General features: G+C 66.1%; 18 protein-coding genes. 12 read left to right on the top strand and 6 right to left on the bottom strand.

Going from position 1 to position 17,616, the window contains the following annotated elements; all coding sequences use genetic code 11:
• Positions 1–1,170: amidophosphoribosyltransferase (gene purF, locus ACTIAO_RS11595; RefSeq protein WP_441906381.1), on the top strand; the 1,170-nt coding region annotated here is incomplete at its 5' end.
• Positions 1,167–2,468 (top strand): MFS transporter, encoded by a 1,302-nt coding sequence (locus ACTIAO_RS11600; RefSeq protein WP_441906382.1) that lies wholly within the window; start codon positions 1,167–1,169, stop codon positions 2,466–2,468. The genes purF and ACTIAO_RS11600, both read left to right, overlap by 4 nt.
• Before the next feature lie 23 nt (positions 2,469–2,491).
• Here ACTIAO_RS11600 and ACTIAO_RS11605 read toward each other — a convergent pair whose 3' ends face one another.
• Positions 2,492–3,226 (bottom strand): MOSC domain-containing protein, encoded by a 735-nt coding sequence (locus ACTIAO_RS11605; protein ID WP_441906383.1) that lies wholly within the window; start codon positions 3,224–3,226, stop codon positions 2,492–2,494.
• Between the two features lie 120 nt (positions 3,227–3,346).
• The gene (locus tag ACTIAO_RS11610) at positions 3,347–3,535 is read right to left on the bottom strand and encodes a DUF3073 domain-containing protein (RefSeq protein ID WP_206494397.1); all 189 of its coding nucleotides are present in this window, start codon (positions 3,533–3,535) and stop codon (positions 3,347–3,349) included.
• A gap of 149 nt (positions 3,536–3,684) precedes the next feature.
• Between ACTIAO_RS11610 and ACTIAO_RS11615 the strand changes: the two genes are divergently transcribed.
• The gene (locus ACTIAO_RS11615; RefSeq protein WP_441906384.1) at positions 3,685–4,227 is read left to right on the top strand and encodes a universal stress protein; all 543 of its coding nucleotides are present in this window, start codon (positions 3,685–3,687) and stop codon (positions 4,225–4,227) included.
• A 138-nt stretch (positions 4,228–4,365) separates the two neighbouring features.
• Here the strand turns inward: ACTIAO_RS11615 and ACTIAO_RS11620 are convergent, their stop codons facing one another.
• Positions 4,366–4,989: a PadR family transcriptional regulator gene (locus tag ACTIAO_RS11620; protein WP_441906385.1), complete on the bottom strand. Its 624-nt coding sequence runs from the start codon at positions 4,987–4,989 to the stop codon at positions 4,366–4,368.
• Positions 4,986–5,825, bottom strand: a complete 840-nt coding sequence (locus ACTIAO_RS11625) for a DUF4097 family beta strand repeat-containing protein (protein WP_441906387.1) — start codon at positions 5,823–5,825, stop codon at positions 4,986–4,988. Before ACTIAO_RS11625 ends, ACTIAO_RS11620 begins: the two co-directional genes overlap by 4 nt.
• 153 nt (positions 5,826–5,978) lie before the next feature.
• Between ACTIAO_RS11625 and ACTIAO_RS11630 the strand changes: the two genes are divergently transcribed.
• The 3 genes from ACTIAO_RS11630 (at position 5,979) to ACTIAO_RS11640 (ending at position 10,633) form a co-directional block, all read left to right on the top strand.
• A complete protein-coding gene (locus ACTIAO_RS11630) occupies positions 5,979–6,794 on the top strand; it encodes a MerR family transcriptional regulator (RefSeq protein ID WP_441906388.1) in 816 nt (271 codons plus the stop codon).
• Between the two features lie 86 nt (positions 6,795–6,880).
• On the top strand, positions 6,881–7,447 hold the full coding sequence (locus ACTIAO_RS11635) for a TetR/AcrR family transcriptional regulator (protein ID WP_441906389.1): 567 nt from the start codon (positions 6,881–6,883) through the stop codon (positions 7,445–7,447).
• Positions 7,448–7,465: 18 nt separating this feature from the next.
• Positions 7,466–10,633: an efflux RND transporter permease subunit gene (locus tag ACTIAO_RS11640; RefSeq protein ID WP_441906390.1), complete on the top strand. Its 3,168-nt coding sequence runs from the start codon at positions 7,466–7,468 to the stop codon at positions 10,631–10,633.
• A gap of 28 nt (positions 10,634–10,661) precedes the next feature.
• Here ACTIAO_RS11640 and ACTIAO_RS11645 read toward each other — a convergent pair whose 3' ends face one another.
• A complete protein-coding gene (locus ACTIAO_RS11645; protein WP_441906391.1) occupies positions 10,662–11,558 on the bottom strand; it encodes an aldose 1-epimerase family protein in 897 nt (298 codons plus the stop codon).
• 250 nt (positions 11,559–11,808) lie between these two features.
• On the opposite strand from ACTIAO_RS11645, the gene ACTIAO_RS11650 reads away from it, so the two are divergent.
• Positions 11,809–14,163 carry a DEAD/DEAH box helicase gene (locus tag ACTIAO_RS11650; RefSeq protein ID WP_441906392.1) on the top strand — a complete coding sequence of 785 codons (2,355 nt, stop codon included), beginning with the start codon at positions 11,809–11,811 and terminating at the stop codon, positions 14,161–14,163.
• 97 nt (positions 14,164–14,260) lie between these two features.
• On the opposite strand, the gene ACTIAO_RS11655 is transcribed toward ACTIAO_RS11650, so the two are convergent.
• Entirely contained in the window at positions 14,261–14,800 is a 540-nt protein-coding gene (locus tag ACTIAO_RS11655) for a YaeQ family protein (protein WP_441906393.1), read from the bottom strand.
• A gap of 90 nt (positions 14,801–14,890) precedes the next feature.
• On the opposite strand from ACTIAO_RS11655, the gene ACTIAO_RS11660 reads away from it, so the two are divergent.
• Genes ACTIAO_RS11660 through ACTIAO_RS11680 form a run of 5 tightly spaced genes read left to right on the top strand, consistent with a single transcriptional unit; the run spans position 14,891 to position 17,604 of the window.
• Positions 14,891–16,018 carry a hypothetical protein gene (locus tag ACTIAO_RS11660; protein ID WP_441906394.1) on the top strand — a complete coding sequence of 376 codons (1,128 nt, stop codon included), beginning with the start codon at positions 14,891–14,893 and terminating at the stop codon, positions 16,016–16,018.
• 38 nt (positions 16,019–16,056) lie between these two features.
• Entirely contained in the window at positions 16,057–16,356 is a 300-nt protein-coding gene (locus ACTIAO_RS11665) for a hypothetical protein (RefSeq protein ID WP_441906395.1), read from the top strand.
• Positions 16,353–16,634, top strand: a complete 282-nt coding sequence (locus ACTIAO_RS11670) for a WXG100 family type VII secretion target (protein WP_441906396.1) — start codon at positions 16,353–16,355, stop codon at positions 16,632–16,634. The genes ACTIAO_RS11665 and ACTIAO_RS11670 overlap by 4 nt, the downstream gene beginning before the upstream one ends.
• The gene (locus ACTIAO_RS11675) at positions 16,622–17,089 is read left to right on the top strand and encodes a hypothetical protein (RefSeq protein ID WP_441906397.1); all 468 of its coding nucleotides are present in this window, start codon (positions 16,622–16,624) and stop codon (positions 17,087–17,089) included. The genes ACTIAO_RS11670 and ACTIAO_RS11675 overlap by 13 nt, the downstream gene beginning before the upstream one ends.
• A complete protein-coding gene (locus ACTIAO_RS11680; protein WP_441906398.1) occupies positions 17,086–17,604 on the top strand; it encodes a hypothetical protein in 519 nt (172 codons plus the stop codon). Before ACTIAO_RS11675 ends, ACTIAO_RS11680 begins: the two co-directional genes overlap by 4 nt.
• Positions 17,605–17,616 lie beyond the last annotated feature (12 nt).

A 17,616-nucleotide genomic window follows, 5' to 3' on the forward strand; every position in this document is an offset into this window, starting at 1 on the left:
CACAACGGCAACCTCACCAACACGCGTGAGCTCACCGCCGAGATGGCCAAGCGCGACCGTCGGCACCTGAACTCGTCCAGTGACACCGAGCTGCTGCTGAACGTGCTCGCCGGTGAACTGCAGTCGACGACATCCGATGTCGATCTCGACCCCGAGCGCATCTTCGAGGCGGTCGCCCGCACGCACGAGCGCATCGAGGGCGCCTACGCCGTGATCGCCGTGATCGCCGGGTACGGTCTGCTCGCGTTCCGCGATCCCTACGGCATCCGCCCGCTGATCCTGGGGCGCCGTGACGGTGCAGCATCCGACGGGACCGCGCAGGACGAATGGGTCGTCGCGAGCGAATCGCTCGTGCTCGAGAACGGCGACTACGAAGTCGTCCGTGAGGTCGCCCCCGGCGAAGCCGTCTTCATCACCGATAAGGGCGAGCTGCACACGCAGCAGTGCGCATCCGATCCGAAGCTCTACCCGTGCGCCTTCGAATACGTCTACCTCGCGCGCCCCGACTCGACCATGAACGGCATCGCGGTCTACGAGTCGCGCCTGCGCATGGGCGATCGCCTGGCCGACACGATCGCCAAGCACGTGCCCCGCGAGAAGATCGACGTCGTCATGCCGATCCCGGACTCCGCACGTCCGTCAGCCATGGAGGTCGCGCGCAAGCTCGGCATCGAATACCGCGAGGGCTTCTACAAGAACCGTTACGTCGGTCGCACCTTCATCATGCCCGGCCAGGCGGTGCGCAAGAAGAGCGTCCGTCAGAAGCTCAACGCGATGCCGGCCGAGTTCGAGGGCAAGAACGTGCTGCTGATCGACGACTCGATCGTGCGCGGGACCACCAGCAAGCAGATCATCCAGATGGCCCGGGATGCCGGTGCCCTCTCGGTCACGTTCGCATCTGCCGCGCCGCCGGTGCGGTACCCGCACGTGTACGGCATCAACATGCCCTCCAAGCACGAGCTCATCGCGCACGGTCGGACGATCCCGGAGATCGCGGAGGAGCTGGGCGTCGACCACCTCGTCTACCAGGAGGTCGAGGATCTCAAGGCGGCGATCATCGAGGGCTCAGAGGTGACCGATCTCGACATGAGCTGCTTCGACGGGCGATACGTGACCGGAACCGTCACCGAGGAGTACCTCGACTGGGTGGAGAGCTCGCAGACGTCGTGACAGCCACACGTCCACTGTGGCGAGGACGCGCGCTCGCCGTCCTCGGCATCCTGCTCTGCGCATTCTCGCTGCGCTCGGCCGTCGCGTCGCTGTCGCCGCTGCTGGATCACGTCGCCGCGGAGTTCACCCTGCCGACCGCGGTCGTCGGCCTGATCGGCACCGCGCCGCCTGTCTGTTTCGCGATCTTCGGGCTGTGCACGCCGCTGTTCGAGCGGCGCTTCGGCATCGAGCGCGTCACGGTCATCGCGCTCATCGTGATCGCCACGGGGCTGGTACTGCGCGGACTGTCGTTCGATGCGATCTCGCTGCTGGTCACCTCTGTGCTGATCTTCGCCGGGGTGGGCATGGGGAACATCCTCGTGCCGCCGCTGGTGAAGAAGTACTTCCCCGACCGCATCGGCATGATGCTGACGCTCTACACGACGGCGATGTCGGTGTCCACGTTCCTGCCTCCTCTGGTGGCAGTACCGCTGGCGGATGCCGCGGGCTGGCGGATGTCGCTGGGGCTCTGGGGCGTGTTCGCCGTCGCCGGTGCCGTGCCGTGGATCATCATGCTCGTGAGCGGGCGAACGAATGCGGTCATCGTGGCGCCGGATTCTGTTCCTGCACCGCCGGCGATTCCCGACCGCATCGATCCCGCCGAACTGTCGACCGGTCCGATCGTCGTGGCCCCGCCGAGTTCACGCGTGTTCGCGCGCCTGCTGAGGCTGCCGCTGGCCTGGTCCATCGCCGTCGTCTTCGGCACGTCGTCGACCATGGCGTACGTCTCGTTCGCGTGGCTTCCCGCGATCGTCACGGATGTCGCCGGGGTCTCCGCCGCGGTTGCGGGGCTGCTGCTGTCGTTGTTCGCGATCATGAGCCTGCCGGCATCACTTCTCGTGCCGATTCTGGTCGTGCGCTTCCAAGCGACGCGGTCGGTGTTCGTCGTCGGCATCATCAGCGGCTTCGTCGGACTCGCCGGCCTGCTGTTCTGGTCGAACACGGTCACGGTGTGGCTGTGGGTCGCCATCTTCGGTCTGGTCGGCGTGCTGTTCCCGCTGGCGCTCGTGCTCATCAGCATCCGTGCCCGTACGCCGGAGAGCGCTGTGGCACTGAGCAGTTTCGTGCAGAGCGCCGGCTATATATTCGCCGCAGTTTTTCCCCTGTTGGTCGGTGTGCTGCACGAGAACACGGGGAATTGGACGGTGTCACTGCTCGTCATTGCCGCCGTGCTCGTCGTCGCGACCCCGTTCGGCCTCATCGCCGGTCGCCGGCGCACCGTCGAGGACGAGTGGGAACGTCGGTACGGCCGCTGGTGAACCGTCGGTGAGCCGGTTTCGGTTCAGCCGACGACGACCTCATCGCCGATGCGGATGACACCGCCGTGGCCGGATCGGTCTTCGACATCGCGGCTCACGCCGGGGAGCAGCAGCAGGCGCCCGAGCGCAGGTTCGCTCATTCCCAGGCGACCGGTGAGCGTCTTCAGCACCGGAGCGTCGCGCACACCGGTGTCGGGATTGGCATGGGTCGCGAGGCATCGGATGATCGGACACTCGGCATGGAAGGCCACATCGCCGATGCGGACACGACCAGCCCAGGTGAGTTCGTCACTGGGGCCGATGCCATCGATCACGATGTTCGAGCGGAACCGGCGGTCATCGATCGGTAGTTCCAGTGCTTCGCCGAGTGCTGTGACGCTGGCGGTGCTGTGCACGGAGACGTAGCCGCGCGCCCGATCCTGGAAGCGCGAGTGCACGCCGTCGCCGACGAGTCGCAGAGGCAGGCGCCCGTCACGTTTCAGTCGTCGCGCGTCGGAGGAGTCGAGCACGAATCGAGTAAGTGCCGCCTCGAGATCGGCACGTCCGTCGGTGTCGAGTCCGACGTCGGCGAGGAGCTGGTCCCCGTGCACCACTCTGATGCGCCCGGCCTCATCGTCGTAGGACAACCGCAACGCGGCGAGGGCAGGGAAGTCCTGTAGTGCCATACCCTGGGACTTCGGCCAGTAATCGAGACCGTCGCGCTGTTCCGGAGTCGCGGCATCCGCGAATCGGAACGCGAGGACGCGATCACCGGCCACCCGACCGTCCGGTTGGATCGTCAGCGCATCACGTCGCTCCGGCGTAAAACCTTTGACCGGATGACGAAAGAGGCCGACGACGTGAGGCATGGTCGGGTCGGCGAAGACTGAACTCGCGGCTCAGGCCTTTTCGAGTTCGTCTTCGTCTTCGTCCGCGTACTCATCGGCCCACTTGTCGACGTAAGCGTTTTCGTCGTCAGATGGGTGAGCAAGCTCACGCTCGAGCGCGGAGGTATTCAAGGACGGACTGTACGCCTTGAGTTCGCGGGCGATTTTGGTGTGTTTCGCTTTTTGACGGCCACGGCCCATGCGCGAGACCCCCTTACGAGTTAGGCTTCGGACGTTTAGAGGCCCGTAGCATTTCACGACACCGGCTAACGGCCGGTAAGAGTAGCATTCAGGATAGCACGAGGGCCAGGTCCTCTGGCCTTCGCCGGCAGGTGAAGGGACCGATTCTCATGACTGACCAGACCTCCTCCCCGTCCGACGAAGCCAGCCAGAATGCGGCGCTGCAGAAGGCCGTGATCGTCGGGATGCAGCCCGATCAGTCCCCGCATGTCCTGAGCGAGGCCGCGCGCTACGCGAAGCTGCTCGGAGTGCCCCTCGTGGTCGCGCACGTCGACGTCACGCGGTTCGTGACATATGAGGATCCGGACGGCTACGTCCACTCCGCTCCGATCGATCTGAACATTGAGGCGGGAGCTGCGGAATTCGACGACGTGCAGGTCGCCGCGGCATCCGTTCTTGAGACCAGCGGCCTGGAGTGGACCGCCCGCCAGCTGGTCGGCGATCCGGCGCTGGCGATCAAGCAACTGGCGAACAAACTCGACGCCCAGCTCATCGTCGTCGGAACTCGCAAGCGGGGGCTCGGGGAGTCGATCCGCGAGTTCTTCACCGGTTCCGTCGCCGCTCGGCTCGCTCACCGGCAGCACCGTTCGGTCTTGGTCGTCCCGCTGGAGCAGGAAGTTCCCGACGACCAGGCCGAGATCTGGACCGAGTAGCCCGCGCCGCCGCGCGCTGCGCGCCCGCGCGCCCCCGCCCTACCCCGCACGCCGAGGCCCCCTCTGGTCGCCGACGCCCCTCGTGAATCACGCATTTCACGGGGGGCGTGGACAGCCAGAGGGGGCCTCGGCGCCTGATTAGCGGGTGAGGGCGTTGGACACCGCTTGGGCCGCGGCATCCAGAGCGCGCTCGAGGTCGGTGACCACGCCCTCTGCGAGGGCGCCGCCGCGCGCGACGTGCGTGCGCAGATCAGTGCGCACCCGGGCGCGGAACGCATTGATGGATGCATCGGCACGATGCAGCTGCTCACGACTGGTGGTGCGCTCCTCGCTCATCGGAGCAGCCGTCGACGGGCGCGCCTTGGCGGCGTTGCGCTCGTCGTGTGCGGCGGATGCCAGGTCGGCACGGAGGCTCTTCATCGCCTCCTGCACGCTCTGACGCACCTCGTTCGCGATGAGTCGCACCGAGTCGGCGAGGCCGGATTCGATGCCCGCGAGGTCGCCTTCGCGTTCGGCGAGTTCGGCACGTCCGGCATCCGTGATCGCGTAGATCGTGGTGCGCCCGTCGACCGTCTTGGAAACCAGGCCCTCTTCTTCGAGCTTCGCGAGCCGCGGATAGATGGTGCCGGCACTCGGCGTGTATGTGCCGCCGGTGCGATCGGTCAGCGCCTGGATGATGCCGTAGCCGTGCTGCGGCGCCTCGGCGAGCAGCGACAGCAGGTACAGCCGCAGGTCGCCGTGCGAGAAGACGGCGGGACTCATGAGTCCCACTCCTCGTCATCTGCGACAGTCGTCAGCGGACGACGCAGTACCGTCGTGTCACCCGATACCGAGTTCGAGCGGATGTCGACGAAGGATCCGGCGAGCTCGCCGGTCGAACCGGTGAAGCTGGTCGGACGGGAACCTGCGCGGTCGACGCCGTCGATCAGTACGCCGCCGCTCATCGAGCGCACGACATAGTTGGCGGGGAGGGTCTCTTCGAGGCGGATCGTGCTGTTGCCCGAGACCGTGTTCAGGTTGATCGTGTTCACCGCGCCCGCGGCATCCACCCAGATGCTGCCGGACACCGTGTCGACGGTCGCCTTGCGGACCGAGCCCGTGAGTGCGACATCGCCGGAGACGCTGTTCGCGTTCGCCGTTCCGGTGAGGCCGCGCACCTGCACGTCGCCGGAGACGGAGTTCAGCGTGAGATCACCGATGTGGGTGTCGACGATGATGTCGCCGGAGACGGTGTTGAGTCGGGCGTCGTTGGTGAGGCCGGAGACGAGCGCGCCGGCGCTGACGACGCCGAGGTTCAGCGCGATGCTGCGGGGGACGGCGACGCTGACTTCGGCGCGCGGGCCGCCGCCGCCGAAGTTGCGGAACACTTCGAGGAAGTTGTCCCAGCCCAACTGCGGATGGTCGATCTCGATCTGCGTTCCGTCGGATTCGATGCGGAGGTCTTTCACCGTCACACCGCTCACTTCGATGCGGATGCCGGGTTCGTCGTGGGCGATGATGTCCACCTGTCCGCCGACCAGTCCGATCTTGAGCCGGGTTGCGTGGGCGATGTCGATGACGCGTTCCTCACCGGGGGCGATGAGCCACTTCTCGGTCATGGGTTCTCCTGAGGTTGAATGATCGCGATATATCGCGTGTCAAGAGAATAACACGATATATCGCGAGTTTGTCAAGGAATCGTTCAGAGACCGGTTGACCTTGACGCAACGTCAACTTTTACAGTGGTCATATCGAGACGAAAGGAGGATGCCGTGAGCACACACGACTGGTCGATCCAGGAGATCGCACGGCTGGCGGGAACCACGAGCAGGACGCTGCGTCACTATGACGACATCGGGCTGCTGGCCCCGTCGCGCATCGCGCACAACGGCTACCGGCACTACGACCAGGCCGCCCTCGTGCGGCTGCAGCGGATCCTGCTGCTGCGGGAGCTCGGGCTCGGTCTGCCGCAGATCGGCGAAGTGCTCTCGCGGGAGAGCAGCGAAGCATCCGCTCTCGAGACGCATCTCGCGTATCTGCGCGAGGAGCAGAACCGGCTGACACGACAGATCGCGTCGGTCGAGACGACTATCAATGCAGTGAAAGCAGGTGAATCTCTCATGGCAGAGAACATGTTCGACGGGTTCGACCACATCCAGTACAAGGACGAGGTCGAAGACCGGTGGGGTAAGAAGGCATACGCCGACGGCGACCGCTGGTGGCGGGGCCTGTCTGGGGCGGAGAAGTCTGACTGGCAGCAGCGTGTTTCCGACCTCTCCCGTGACTGGGTCGCAGCCGCCGAGAGCGGCGCAACTCCGGACTCCGATCGGGCGCAGGTGCTCGCGAAGCGCCACGTGGAGTGGCTGACGAGCGTACCTGGCACGCCGGCATCCGCCCTTCGGCCGGTTGCTGAGCCTGTCGAAGCACAGGGGTCGGATGCTGCAACGAAGGCCTACGTCACGGGTCTCGGCGAGATGTACGTCGCCGACCCGCGCTTCGGAGCGAACTACGCGACCGCCGACGGTGGCACCCGCGGCGCGGAATTCGTCCGCGACGCGCTGCGCATCTACGCCGAAGCGAACCTCTAGGCGGGAGGCGCTCGGCACGACGCTACTCAGCCACTCCACAGAACTTTTCTGTACAAAAGTACATGTACAGATCGTCCAGGAGGATCATGCCCGATTCCGCACGCCGCCGGCGTGACCCGGAGGCGCGCCGCAACGCGATCGTGCTCGCGGCCGCCGAGCTGATCGTCGAGGTCGGCGTGGATGCCATCACGCACCGCATGGTCGCCGCGCGCGCCGATGTCCCGCTCGGGGCGACGACGCAGTACTTCGACACGCTCGATGATCTCCGCGAGGCGGCGCTCCAGCTGCTCGTCGAGCACGTCGAAGTGCAGATGCAGCGGATGCGCGAGACGCTCGCCGCCGAGGGTGCGACCCCCGCGGCGATCGCCAGATTCCTGTCCGCCGCGGTCGCTGATGCCAGTGGTGTCGAGGCCGATCGGGCCGTCGTCACAACCGCAGTGCGCGATCCGAAGCTCCGCGAGCTCGCTCGTGCCTGGTCGCGCGATCTCATCGCGATCCTCGCACCGGAATACGGAGAGGAGCGGTCCACAGCAGCGGCCGTCTTCCTCGACGGCGTACTGTGGCACTCGCAGATCAACGATGTTCCGCTGCCTGGTCACCTCATCGAAAACGCACTCGCCGACATCCTCGGCGCCGACAGCCGCACCACCTGATCCCAGAGAGAACAAGCCTTGTCGAATCTCGCCGTCTTCAGTCTGCGCAACCGCGCGCTGATCGCCCTCATCACGATCGTCGCCGCCGTCTTCGGTGGGCTCGCGCTGACGAACCTGAAGCAGGAGCTCATCCCTTCTCTCGAGCTGCCTGCGCTCGTCGTCATGACGACCTACCCGGGTGCCTCACCTGAGGTCGTCGAGAACGACGTGTCGACGCCGATCGAGAGCGCCATCCAGGGCGTACCAGGTCTCGAATCGACGACCGCGACGAGCACGACCAACGCCTCGATCATCCAGGCGACATTCACCTACGGTGAGAACCTCGCCACGGCCGAGCAGAAGATGCAGCAGGCGATCAACCGCATCTCGTCGACTCTGCCCGCCGATGTCGAACCGCAGGTTCTGTCGGTGTCGATCGATGACTTCCCGGTGATCCAGGTCGCGGTCACCGGCTTCGCGGATGCGGAGACGGCACAGGCCGACCTCGAGAACGTCGCGATCCCCAAACTGGAAGACGTCGACGGCGTCAACGCCGCTGAGATCGTCGGTGGCGTCGGACAGCGCATCACGATCACCCCTGACACCGCGAAGCTGGCCGCGGCGGGCGTGAGCACCCAGGCGATCAAGGATGCGCTGGACCAGAACGGCACGCTGTTCCCGGGCGGTGACATCACCGAGGACGGGCAGACCCTGACGGTCCAGACCGGTGCGAAGATCACGTCCGTCGACGAGCTCGCAGCGCTCCCGCTGGTGGGTACGGATGCCACGATCGCCGATGTCGCCACGGTCGAACTGGGGACCGACCCGACCTCATCGATCTCGCGCGTGAACGGCGAAGACGCTCTCTCGATCTCGATCACCAAGCTTCCGGCGGCGAACACGGTGGACGTCTCCAAGGGCGTGATCGCCACGCTCGACGAGCTGCGCGACGCCTTCCCGGACGCCGAGTTCACGGTCGTGTTCGATCAGGCTCCGTTCATCGTCCAGTCGATCGACACGCTCGCCACGGAGGGGCTGCTCGGCCTCGTTTTCGCCGTCATCGTCATCCTGGTGTTCCTGCTATCGATCCGATCGACGCTGGTCACCGCGATCTCGATCCCCACCAGCGTGCTCATCACTTTCGTCGGGTTGCAGGCGTTCGGCTACTCGCTGAACATCCTCACCCTCGGCGCACTCACGATCGCGATCGGCCGCGTCGTCGACGACTCCATCGTCGTGATCGAGAACATCAAGCGGCACTATGTCGGCGATGCCGACAAGGGTGATGCGATCCGGCTCGCGGTGCGCGAGGTGGCCTCTGCGGTCACAGCATCCACCATCACGACCGTGGCCGTCTTCCTGCCCATCGTTTTCGTCGGCGACATGGTCGGGGAGCTGTTCCGGCCGTTCGCGATGACCGTCACGATCGCGATGGTCGCATCCCTCCTCGTCTCGCTCACGATCGTTCCCGTGCTGGCCTACTGGTTCCTCAGGCCCGGCAAGGAACTCACGGACGAGCATGGCGCGGTCATCGATCCCGAGCATGAGGATGCTCCGCCGACACGGCTGCAGCGCGGATACCGTCCAATCCTCCACTGGACGCTCAAGCACTCCGGTCTCACCGTCATCCTCGCCGTCGTCGTGCTCGGCGCGACGCTCGCGGCCGCTCCGCTGATGAAGGTCAACTTCCTCAGCGACACCGGCCAGAACACGATGACCGTCACGCAGGACCTCGGTCCGACCGCGAGCCTCGAGGCGAAGGATGCGGCGGCAGTCATCGTCGAAGAAGCACTCGACGGCATCGACGGCATCGAGAACGTGCAGGTGTCGATCGGTTCGAGCGGTTCTTCGCTCCGCGATGCCTTCTCCGGCGGCGCCGGCGTGACGTACTCGATCATGACTTCCGCCGACGTTGACCAGGAGCAGCTTCGCGCTGACGTCCTTGATGCTGTCGACGGTCTGGAAGGCGTCGGTGAAATCAGCGTCAACGCCGCAGCAGGCTTCGGCTCGAGCGACATCGAAGTGGTCATCACCGCGTCGAACGGCGAAGACCTGACCGCAGCGACCGAGGCTGTGACCGCAGAGCTCGAAGGCCGCGACGGCATCGGGGCGATCACGGACAACCTCGCAGCATCCCTGCCGTACATCGCAGTGGCCGTGGATCGTCAGGCCGCTGCGGACCGCGGGCTGTCCGAGGTCGCGGTTGGTTCGCTCGTGTCGAGCACGATGCGTCCTCAGACAGCGGGATCGATCGAGCTGGATGAGACGTCGCTGACGGTGTACATCGCAACGAATGAGCCCCCGGCGACCATCGACGAGCTGCGGACGCTGACGATTCCGAGTGCGCTCGGTCCGATCGAGCTGCAGGACATCGCCACGATCGAACAGCGCGAGGGACCGACGTCGATCACGACTCAGCAGGGCCGCCGCACGGCGACCATCACGGTGCCGCCGGCGTCGGACAACCTCGCCACCGCGACGGCGTCCGTCTCCGCAGCGCTGGAAGCGGTAGAGCTTCCTGATGGCGCCTCTGCCGAGGTCGGCGGCGTTGCATCGCAGCAGGCAGACTCGTTCTCGCAGCTGGGACTCGCGATGCTGGCTGCGATCCTCATCGTCTACGTCGTGATGGTGGCCACCTTCAAGTCGCTGCGCCAGCCGCTGCTGCTGCTCGTGTCGGTGCCGTTCGCGGCGACGGGCGCGATCCTGCTGCAGATCGTGACCGGGGTGCCGCTGGGCGTCGCATCCCTCATCGGTGTGCTGATGCTCATCGGCATCGTCGTGACGAACGCGATCGTGCTCGTGGATCTGGTGAACCAGTATCGCGAGAAGGGCCTGGCGACAGCGGAGGCCGTGATGGCCGGTGGCGAGAAGCGTCTGCGGCCGATCCTGATGACGGCGCTGGCGACGATCTTCGCGCTGACGCCGATGGCGCTCGGGGTCACCGGGCACGGCGGGTTCATCTCGCAGCCGCTCGCGATCGTCGTGATCGGCGGTCTGGTCTCGTCGACAGTGCTGACGCTGATCGTGCTGCCGACGCTCTACAACCTCGTCGAGGGCGCGCGTGAGCGTCGTCGGGCGCGCAAGGCCGGGCCGGATGCCGGTTCCGCAGACACCGGTTCCGATGACGAGCCGTCTCCGGATGCTCCGAATGCGGATGCTGCCGGGCAGCCGCTCACCCGCCGGGAGCTGCGCGACGCGCACAGCTGACCGGTGGGGCCTTGGAGTCTCGGTGGGGTCAGGTGAGGTCGATGCCCCAGGAGAGGGTCCAGGTCTCGCCGGGCGAGAGACGGCGGATGCCGAGGCCGCTGTTGAGCCCGTCGACCGGAGTGGTCATCGGCTCGATCGCGACGGCGAGGACGTGGTCCGGATAGTTCGTGGTGGTGAACACCTGCACGAACTCGAACTCCGGGCCCTGCCACACCGTGACCCGGCGACCGTCCGGGGCGGTCAGTGAATGCCTCACCCGTCCATCGTCGTCGGGGGTGAGGTCGGCGAAGCCCGTGTCGAGCGTGACACCGCCCAGACGCACGCCGGTGCGCAGCTCCTCCGACGCCGGAGTGGCCTTGAGCGGCAGCATCCGTTCGTCGGTTTCGAGCAGCGTCTGCGCGGGAACCCGCAGCACGAGATTTCGCGGGTCGACGTCGCCGATCGTCACGAAGGGATGAGTGCCGAGAGCGACGGGGGCCTCGGTGTCCGACCGGTTCGTCAGGGTGTGCGTGACCTCGATGCCGGCATCCGTGAGCGCATACGTGACCGACGTCTCGATCTCGTACGGATACCCGGTCTGCGGGTGGATCGTCGCGCGGAGCGTGGCTGCGGCATCCGACTGCTCGATCTCGTACGCGGTGAATCGCAGCAGCCCGTGGATGGCGTTGTTTAGTTTCGGCTCGCTGATCGAGAGCTGTCGGACGGTTCCAGCATCCCGCCATACGCCGTCGCGAACGCGATTCGGCCACGGCGCGAGGACGACACCCGAGCACGATGGCGTCGGGATGTCCTCGGGATAGCGTGCGACGAGATCGACGCCGCCGACCGCGAGCCCGCGAAGGGATGCTCCGACCTGGGCGATCTGTGCTGTGACAGTGCCGCGGGAGAGATGGATCTGGGTGCCGGTAGGGGAGAGTGAGCTCACTCAGACATCGTACGGGCACGTTCTCAGGCGCGTCGGGTAAACTTGCACGGTCGGCTTCGGGCACCCGCGACAAAGCGGGAGACTTTGCATCATGTGTGAGCCCAGGGGCCGATGGTTATCAACCATCACATGAATGGCCCCGGCCGATGAATGCCCGGGTATATCCGCCGTGCGCTGAGCTCTGTGCGCACGCAGCCCTGCATAGACAGGGCGGATGCTGTTCTCGTGTCAGAGACAGTCAGGAAATCCCATGCCTAAGAATGGCAAGCCCAAGGGCGGTCGCCCGTCCCGAAACTTCGAGCCGCGCTACGCGAAGAAGACGTCGTTCCACGACCGTCATGCTGGCGCAGGTTCCCGTCCCGCGCCCGGTCGCGATTCGCGTGACTCGCGCGATGAGCGGTCGGATGCCGGGGAGCGCAGCTTCTCGTCGGATCGCCGCTCGTCGAGCCCTCGCGGGTCCGGTGGCGACCGGTTCGACCGTCGTCCCGGAAACAAGAGCCCGGGCCACCGCGGCTACCGTCCCGCCGAAGCGGATGCCGGCGCTCCCAAGCGCCGCTGGTCTGACCAGGACCGTGCCGGTCGCGACGAGTCTCGGGGCATCCGTGGCCGTGCGGAGTCCGGTCGCCGCGAGAGCCCGCACCACCGTGACGAGCGCGGTTCGCAGGGCGAGCGCCGCTACAGCAACGACCGTCCGTCGGGCGACGGCCGTTTCGACGACCGTCCGCGGCGCGATGACCGCGGCGGAGACCGTCCCCGTTTCCAGGGAGACCGCCCGCGTTTCCAGGGAGACCGTCCCCGTTTCGAGGGTGACCGTCCCCGTTTCAACCGTGACGAGCGTCCGAACCAGGGTGACCGGGCGCGTTTCGGCGGCGACCGCAACGAGCGTCCCCGTCGCGATGACGAGCGCAGCGGCGAGCGTCGATTCGAGGACCGTCCCCGTCGGGATGACCGTGGCGGAGACCGCCCACGCTTCCAGGGGGAGCGTCCCCGTTTCAACAACGAGCGCGGTGGCGACCGCCCTCGCTTCAACCGCGACGAGCGTCCGAACCGTGATGACCGTCCGTCGTACGGCGACCGCCCTCGTCGCGATGATCGCGGCACCGGAGCACAGGGCGACCGTCCCCGTCGTGATGACCGTCCTTCCTATGGTGACCGTCCGAGCCGCGACGACCGTCCGAGCCGCGACGACCGACCGTCGTATGGTGACCGTCCGAACCGTGGCGAGCGTCCTTCGCACAGCGACCGTCCCCGTCGGGACGACCGCCCGCGTCGTGACGAGCGCGAGCACCGTCCGGCCCGCGACAACTGGAATGCTTCGGCAGGCTCTTCCCACAAGGGTGCGAAGTTCGAGCCGACCGAGGACGTCGTCCACGAGAAGCTCGCGGCGAAGGTCATCGCAGCACCCGAGGTCGAGGGCACCTCGTTCGGCGACCTCGGTCTCGGATCGAACATCGTCGACACCCTGAGCGGCATGGGTGCCTCAGCGCCCTTCCCGATCCAGGCGGCGACGATCCCGTCGATCCTCGAGGGGCGCGACGTTCTCGGTCGCGGCCGCACCGGTTCCGGAAAGACCATCGCCTTCGGCGCTCCGCTGGTCGAGAGCATCCTGAAGGGCCAGGCCGGCAAGCGCCGCGAGTTCGGTCGCAACCCTCAGGCGATCATCCTCGCTCCGACGCGCGAGCTCGCGCTGCAGATCGACCGCACCGTCCAGCCCATCGCGCGTAGCGTCGGCCTGTTCACCACGCAGATCTACGGCGGTGTCCCGCAGGGACGCCAGGTCGGTGCGCTGAAGAAGGGCGTCGACATCGTGATCGGCACCCCTGGCCGCATCGAGGACCTCATCAACCAGCGCAAGCTCGACCTCTCGGAGTGCCGCATCGCGGTGCTCGACGAAGCCGACCACATGTGCGAGCTCGGATTCGTCGAGCCCGTGCAGCGCATTCTGCGCCACACGGCAGAGGGCAGCCAGAAGCTGCTGTTCTCGGCGACGCTCGACCGCGAGGTCGCCGCTCTCGTCGAGGAGTTCCTCGTGGACCCGGCCGTGTACGAGGTCGCCGGTGAAGACCAGGACTCGGGCACCATCGACCACCGCGTACTCGTGATCGACCACCGCGACAAGGCCGAGATCCTCACCTCGATGGTCGACCGTGGCGGCAAGACGCTCGTCTTCGCCCGCACGCGCGCGTACGCCGAGATGCTCGCCGAGCAGTTCGACGATGCCGGCATCCCGGCGGTGTCGCTGCACGGAGATCTGAACCAGGCCAAGCGAACGCGCAACCTGCAGCGCATGACCTCGGGCCGAGTGAACGTGCTCGTCGCAACGGACGTCGCTGCCCGCGGCATCCACGTCGATGACATCGATCTCGTGATCCAGGCCGATGCGCCCGACGAGTACAAGACGTACATGCACCGCTCGGGTCGCACCGGTCGCGCTGGTCGCGCCGGACGTGTCGTCACGCTGATCACGCGTCAGCGTGAGCGCCGCATGAGCGAGCTGCTGGGGCGGGCCGAGATCGATGCGCCGTTCGAGAAGGCGCGCATCGGTGACGACATCATCGAAGAGCTTGCAGGGCGCATGCCCACCGAGGCCGAGCTCACCGCCTGATCGCGTTCATAACTCCGCAGTAGTCTGCGGTTTCGGGGCCCGGAAGTTCTTTCCGGGCCCTTTCGCGTGCATTCATGAGGAGTTATGAGCGGGGAGTTCACACCGCAGCGCGCGTATGCAGGGCCGAGCTCAGTGTCGTCCCGTTCAGGTCGAGATACAGCTGGCCTTCGGTGACCGTGAGCGTCACGGTGCTGCGTCGCTCGAGCTCGCGGACCGCGCTGTCGATGAAGCCGGGGTCGAAGCTGAAGACCTCGATCGCCTCGACATTGTGGATTCGCTTGCCGGCCCAGGGCGCTGTGACTTTGGCAGGGTCGCGATGCGTGTAGACGGCAACCCTCTCGGCGAGCCTGCTGCCGTGGTGCAGCCGTTCGGCATCCGGGGCGCCGACCTCGATCCAGGCCGTGATCGCCCCGGTGAGGTCACGGACGATGACCGCCGGCTCGTCGGTGGAGGAGATGCCCTCGCCGAATGCGATTCCCTCGGTGTACTCCAGGCAGTACGCGAGGAGCCTCGTCACCATGTAGGCGTCCGTCTCGGACGGATGCCGCGCCGCACGAAGCGTGAAATCGTCGTAGACGCCGCGATCCATGTTCGCCAGCTGCACTGTGAAAGTGTGGATCGTTGCACCGATGGCCATAAGGCTCGAGCCTACGCGTGTCAGGGTGGCGACTCGCACCGACCGCACGCGAGTAAACTCGTCCCGAATATCTGCCACCTGAGGGGGAGCATGTCGGATACCGACTTCTGGATTCTGCCGGGAGGCCTGGACGATCAGGCCAGGGCGTTCGACGAAGGCGCCCAGATAATGGGTGATGCCAAGGCATGGACAGACGATCATCCTGTCGGCAGCGCCGACGGTCATCCGCTCTATACGGGTGCTGCAGACGCGGCACGGGAGATCAGCGGCGGCCTCAGCACCTTCTTCTCTCATGTGCAGCTGGTCTTGACCGGAGTCGCGACCGAGTTGCGTGACGTGGCCGAAGAAGCGCGCGGCATCGACATGCAGACGGCCGCGGAGCTGGACGCCTACGACCCGGCCGAGTACAACGATTTCGATCCGGAAGCCCCGGGGCGGCGTTCAGCGGCGGAGATCGCTCCGACGTACGACCGCACCGAGGACGAGGATCTCTTCCCGGTCTATTCGCTCAATGCGGGCGGAATCGGCTACTACTGCGATGCAGGCGGACAGTTCGACTCGATCAATGAACAGAGCGCGAATCTTGTGCCTGGCGATATTCTCAGCCCTTCGGAGTGGGCGTGGACGGTGATGGGCTGGCTCGGAGCCCAGACGCTGAAAGAAGATCTGCTGGAGATGTTCGGGGGCCGGTGGGTCGATCTGTACAAGTTCCAGTACATGCTCGACGGCATGGGCACGCTCCTGGGCGACCTGGCCGGCAACCTCGAATCCTCGGCGGGCGCCATCAGCGTGTATTGGCAGGGCTATGCCGCCAACAGTGCGCAGGAGTATCTCGCTGACCTGATCGAACGGTTGCGGAGCGCGGGCAGGGAACTCAAAACAGGGGCAGGAAACTTCAGCGACTTCCTTGAAGGGGTCGACCTCGAATTCGAAGCCCTTTCCGGCGCTGCATATGGCTTCGTGGACGCGCTGATCGTCGCAGTTGTGGCTTTCAGCGCGGGCGCGGCGACAGTGGAGACGGGCGTTGGGCCTGTCGCCGGTGGGGCCGTCGGTGGGATCTCGCTGCTGTGGGCGGCGAAGCGGCTGAAAGATGTGTGGGACGGCTTGCAGACGGCGATGACCGTGCTGACGACGTTGGATGCTGTGGCGCATCTCTCCTCGGACCTCAGCGACGTCACCGCCGAACTGCACATTCCGACCATGGCGGAGACCGCATGAACGGGGCGGAGATGAAAAGGGAAGAGCGACTTTCTGAGATGTCGGATGAAGCGGACAAGTGGTTCCGCCCGACCGGAGCGACGAACGAGCGACCGCTTGTGGACTGGATTCCGGCGTCTGCGCCCGTGATCCAGGAGGTGAGACGCGATCTGACCCGGCTCGCCGATGACCCGGATACCGGTTCGGAGCTGCGCAAGCGCGTGCGCGCGGTGCTGAGCGGCGACGCGAAGCTCTCGACGCTGCTCGAGTCGGGCGGGTTTCCGATTCTGAAGGAGAGCGAACTCCCGAGGGATGCGAGATACGTTATCGATGCTATGCGCGAGGGGGAGTTGAAGTGATCAAGGTTGCTGCGTCCACGGCCGTCACGCTCAAGGACATTCAGACCGGGCTCGAGGGGATCTCCGAGCTGCTCGAAAAACTCGATCAGACGTTGCAGGTGCTCGAGCGCCAGTGGAACGGTGAGGCACGCGAAGCGTATGCGCTGGCGCAACGGGAGTGGAACGCGAATATGGGCCGCCTGAACGCTATCGCCGCCAGCGCGCGAGGGCGTGCGCTGCAGCACACCGAGGACATCGGCGCGTTCGACGTGCGACGCAGGTCTGCGTGGACTCGATGAGGCGCAGCCCGATCGTTGCTGCGGGGGCAGTAGCCCTGGTAGCGCTGGGCCTGGCCGGGTGTTCGAGCTCGCCCTCGACGGTGTCGATCGCCTACGAGCAGGACGGAGCGGAGCACACGGTGACCGCCCACCCTGACACCGTGACGTGCACCGAGACCGAGGCATCGAGCCTGGGTATAGAGGGAACGCAGTACAGCGTGCGACTGAGCTTCGGTGACGACTCGCTCGGCTCGTACGGCAGTGCCTGGGTGTACGACGAGAGGATCGTCTACTTCACGGCCGACACGCTTGATATTTCGCATACGGATGGCCATGTGCGTGTCGAGGACGCACCGGGAGTCGTGCAGGTCGTGGAGTACGCCGCCGATGACGGGGAGCCGATCGGCGAATTCGATATCGATGGTGCAGCTGAGGTCGAGGGCAGCCTGACCGCTGATCTGGTGTGCGCGCAGTGAGGCGTGCACTCTCCACCATCTCCGCAGCAACCGTCGCTCTCCTTCTCCTCTCCGGTTGCGCGGCAGGCGAACAGCCGACCCACGACAGCGCATCGCCGGAGCCAGTTGCCGTCGCGCCGACGGAACCCACGATCGAGATCACATACGAGATCGACGGCCGCAGTGAGACAGTGCGCGCGCATCCGGATAAGCAGGGGTGCTCGGCACGGATGCTGCAGGCGTTCTCGGACTCCGACGTAGCATCCTCGGTCAGCCTGCCCGCAGGCGGTGATTCCGGACAGATTCGTGCCTTTGTCCTCGACGATCTCTATGTCGGCTTCCTCGGGAGCGGTGACGCACAGATCACATCGGCCGACGACGGATCATCAAGTGCTTCGGTGGTGTCGCTGGAAGGGACCGCGACGCTCGTCGAGATTCCGGAGGGCGAGTCGCCGTCGGCGGGCGAGCTGGATTTGAGCACCGGCACCGAAGTGCCTGCGACTCTGACCGCTACGGTCGTGTGCCGCACGGAGTAGAAGACAGCGTCC

Source organism: Microbacterium sp., from assembly GCF_052099035.1.
Lineage (GTDB): Bacteria > Actinomycetota > Actinomycetes > Actinomycetales > Microbacteriaceae > Microbacterium.

Excerpts from the sequence above, each read along its gene's own strand:
- ACTIAO_RS11660 (WP_441906394.1), top strand. The coding sequence starts at position 14,891 with ATGTCGGATACCGACTTCTGGATTCTGCCGGGAGGCCTGGACGATCAG.
- ACTIAO_RS11650 (WP_441906392.1), top strand. The coding sequence starts at position 11,809 with ATGCCTAAGAATGGCAAGCCCAAGGGCGGTCGCCCGTCCCGAAACTTC.
- ACTIAO_RS11665 (WP_441906395.1), top strand. The coding sequence starts at position 16,057 with ATGTCGGATGAAGCGGACAAGTGGTTCCGCCCGACCGGAGCGACGAAC.
- ACTIAO_RS11625 (WP_441906387.1), bottom strand. The coding sequence starts at position 5,825 with ATGACCGAGAAGTGGCTCATCGCCCCCGGTGAGGAACGCGTCATCGAC.
- ACTIAO_RS11615 (WP_441906384.1), top strand. The coding sequence starts at position 3,685 with ATGACTGACCAGACCTCCTCCCCGTCCGACGAAGCCAGCCAGAATGCG.
- ACTIAO_RS11620 (WP_441906385.1), bottom strand. The coding sequence starts at position 4,989 with ATGAGTCCCGCCGTCTTCTCGCACGGCGACCTGCGGCTGTACCTGCTG.
- ACTIAO_RS11635 (WP_441906389.1), top strand. The coding sequence starts at position 6,881 with ATGCCCGATTCCGCACGCCGCCGGCGTGACCCGGAGGCGCGCCGCAAC.
- ACTIAO_RS11610 (WP_206494397.1), bottom strand. The coding sequence starts at position 3,535 with ATGGGCCGTGGCCGTCAAAAAGCGAAACACACCAAAATCGCCCGCGAA.
- ACTIAO_RS11655 (WP_441906393.1), bottom strand. The coding sequence starts at position 14,800 with ATGGCCATCGGTGCAACGATCCACACTTTCACAGTGCAGCTGGCGAAC.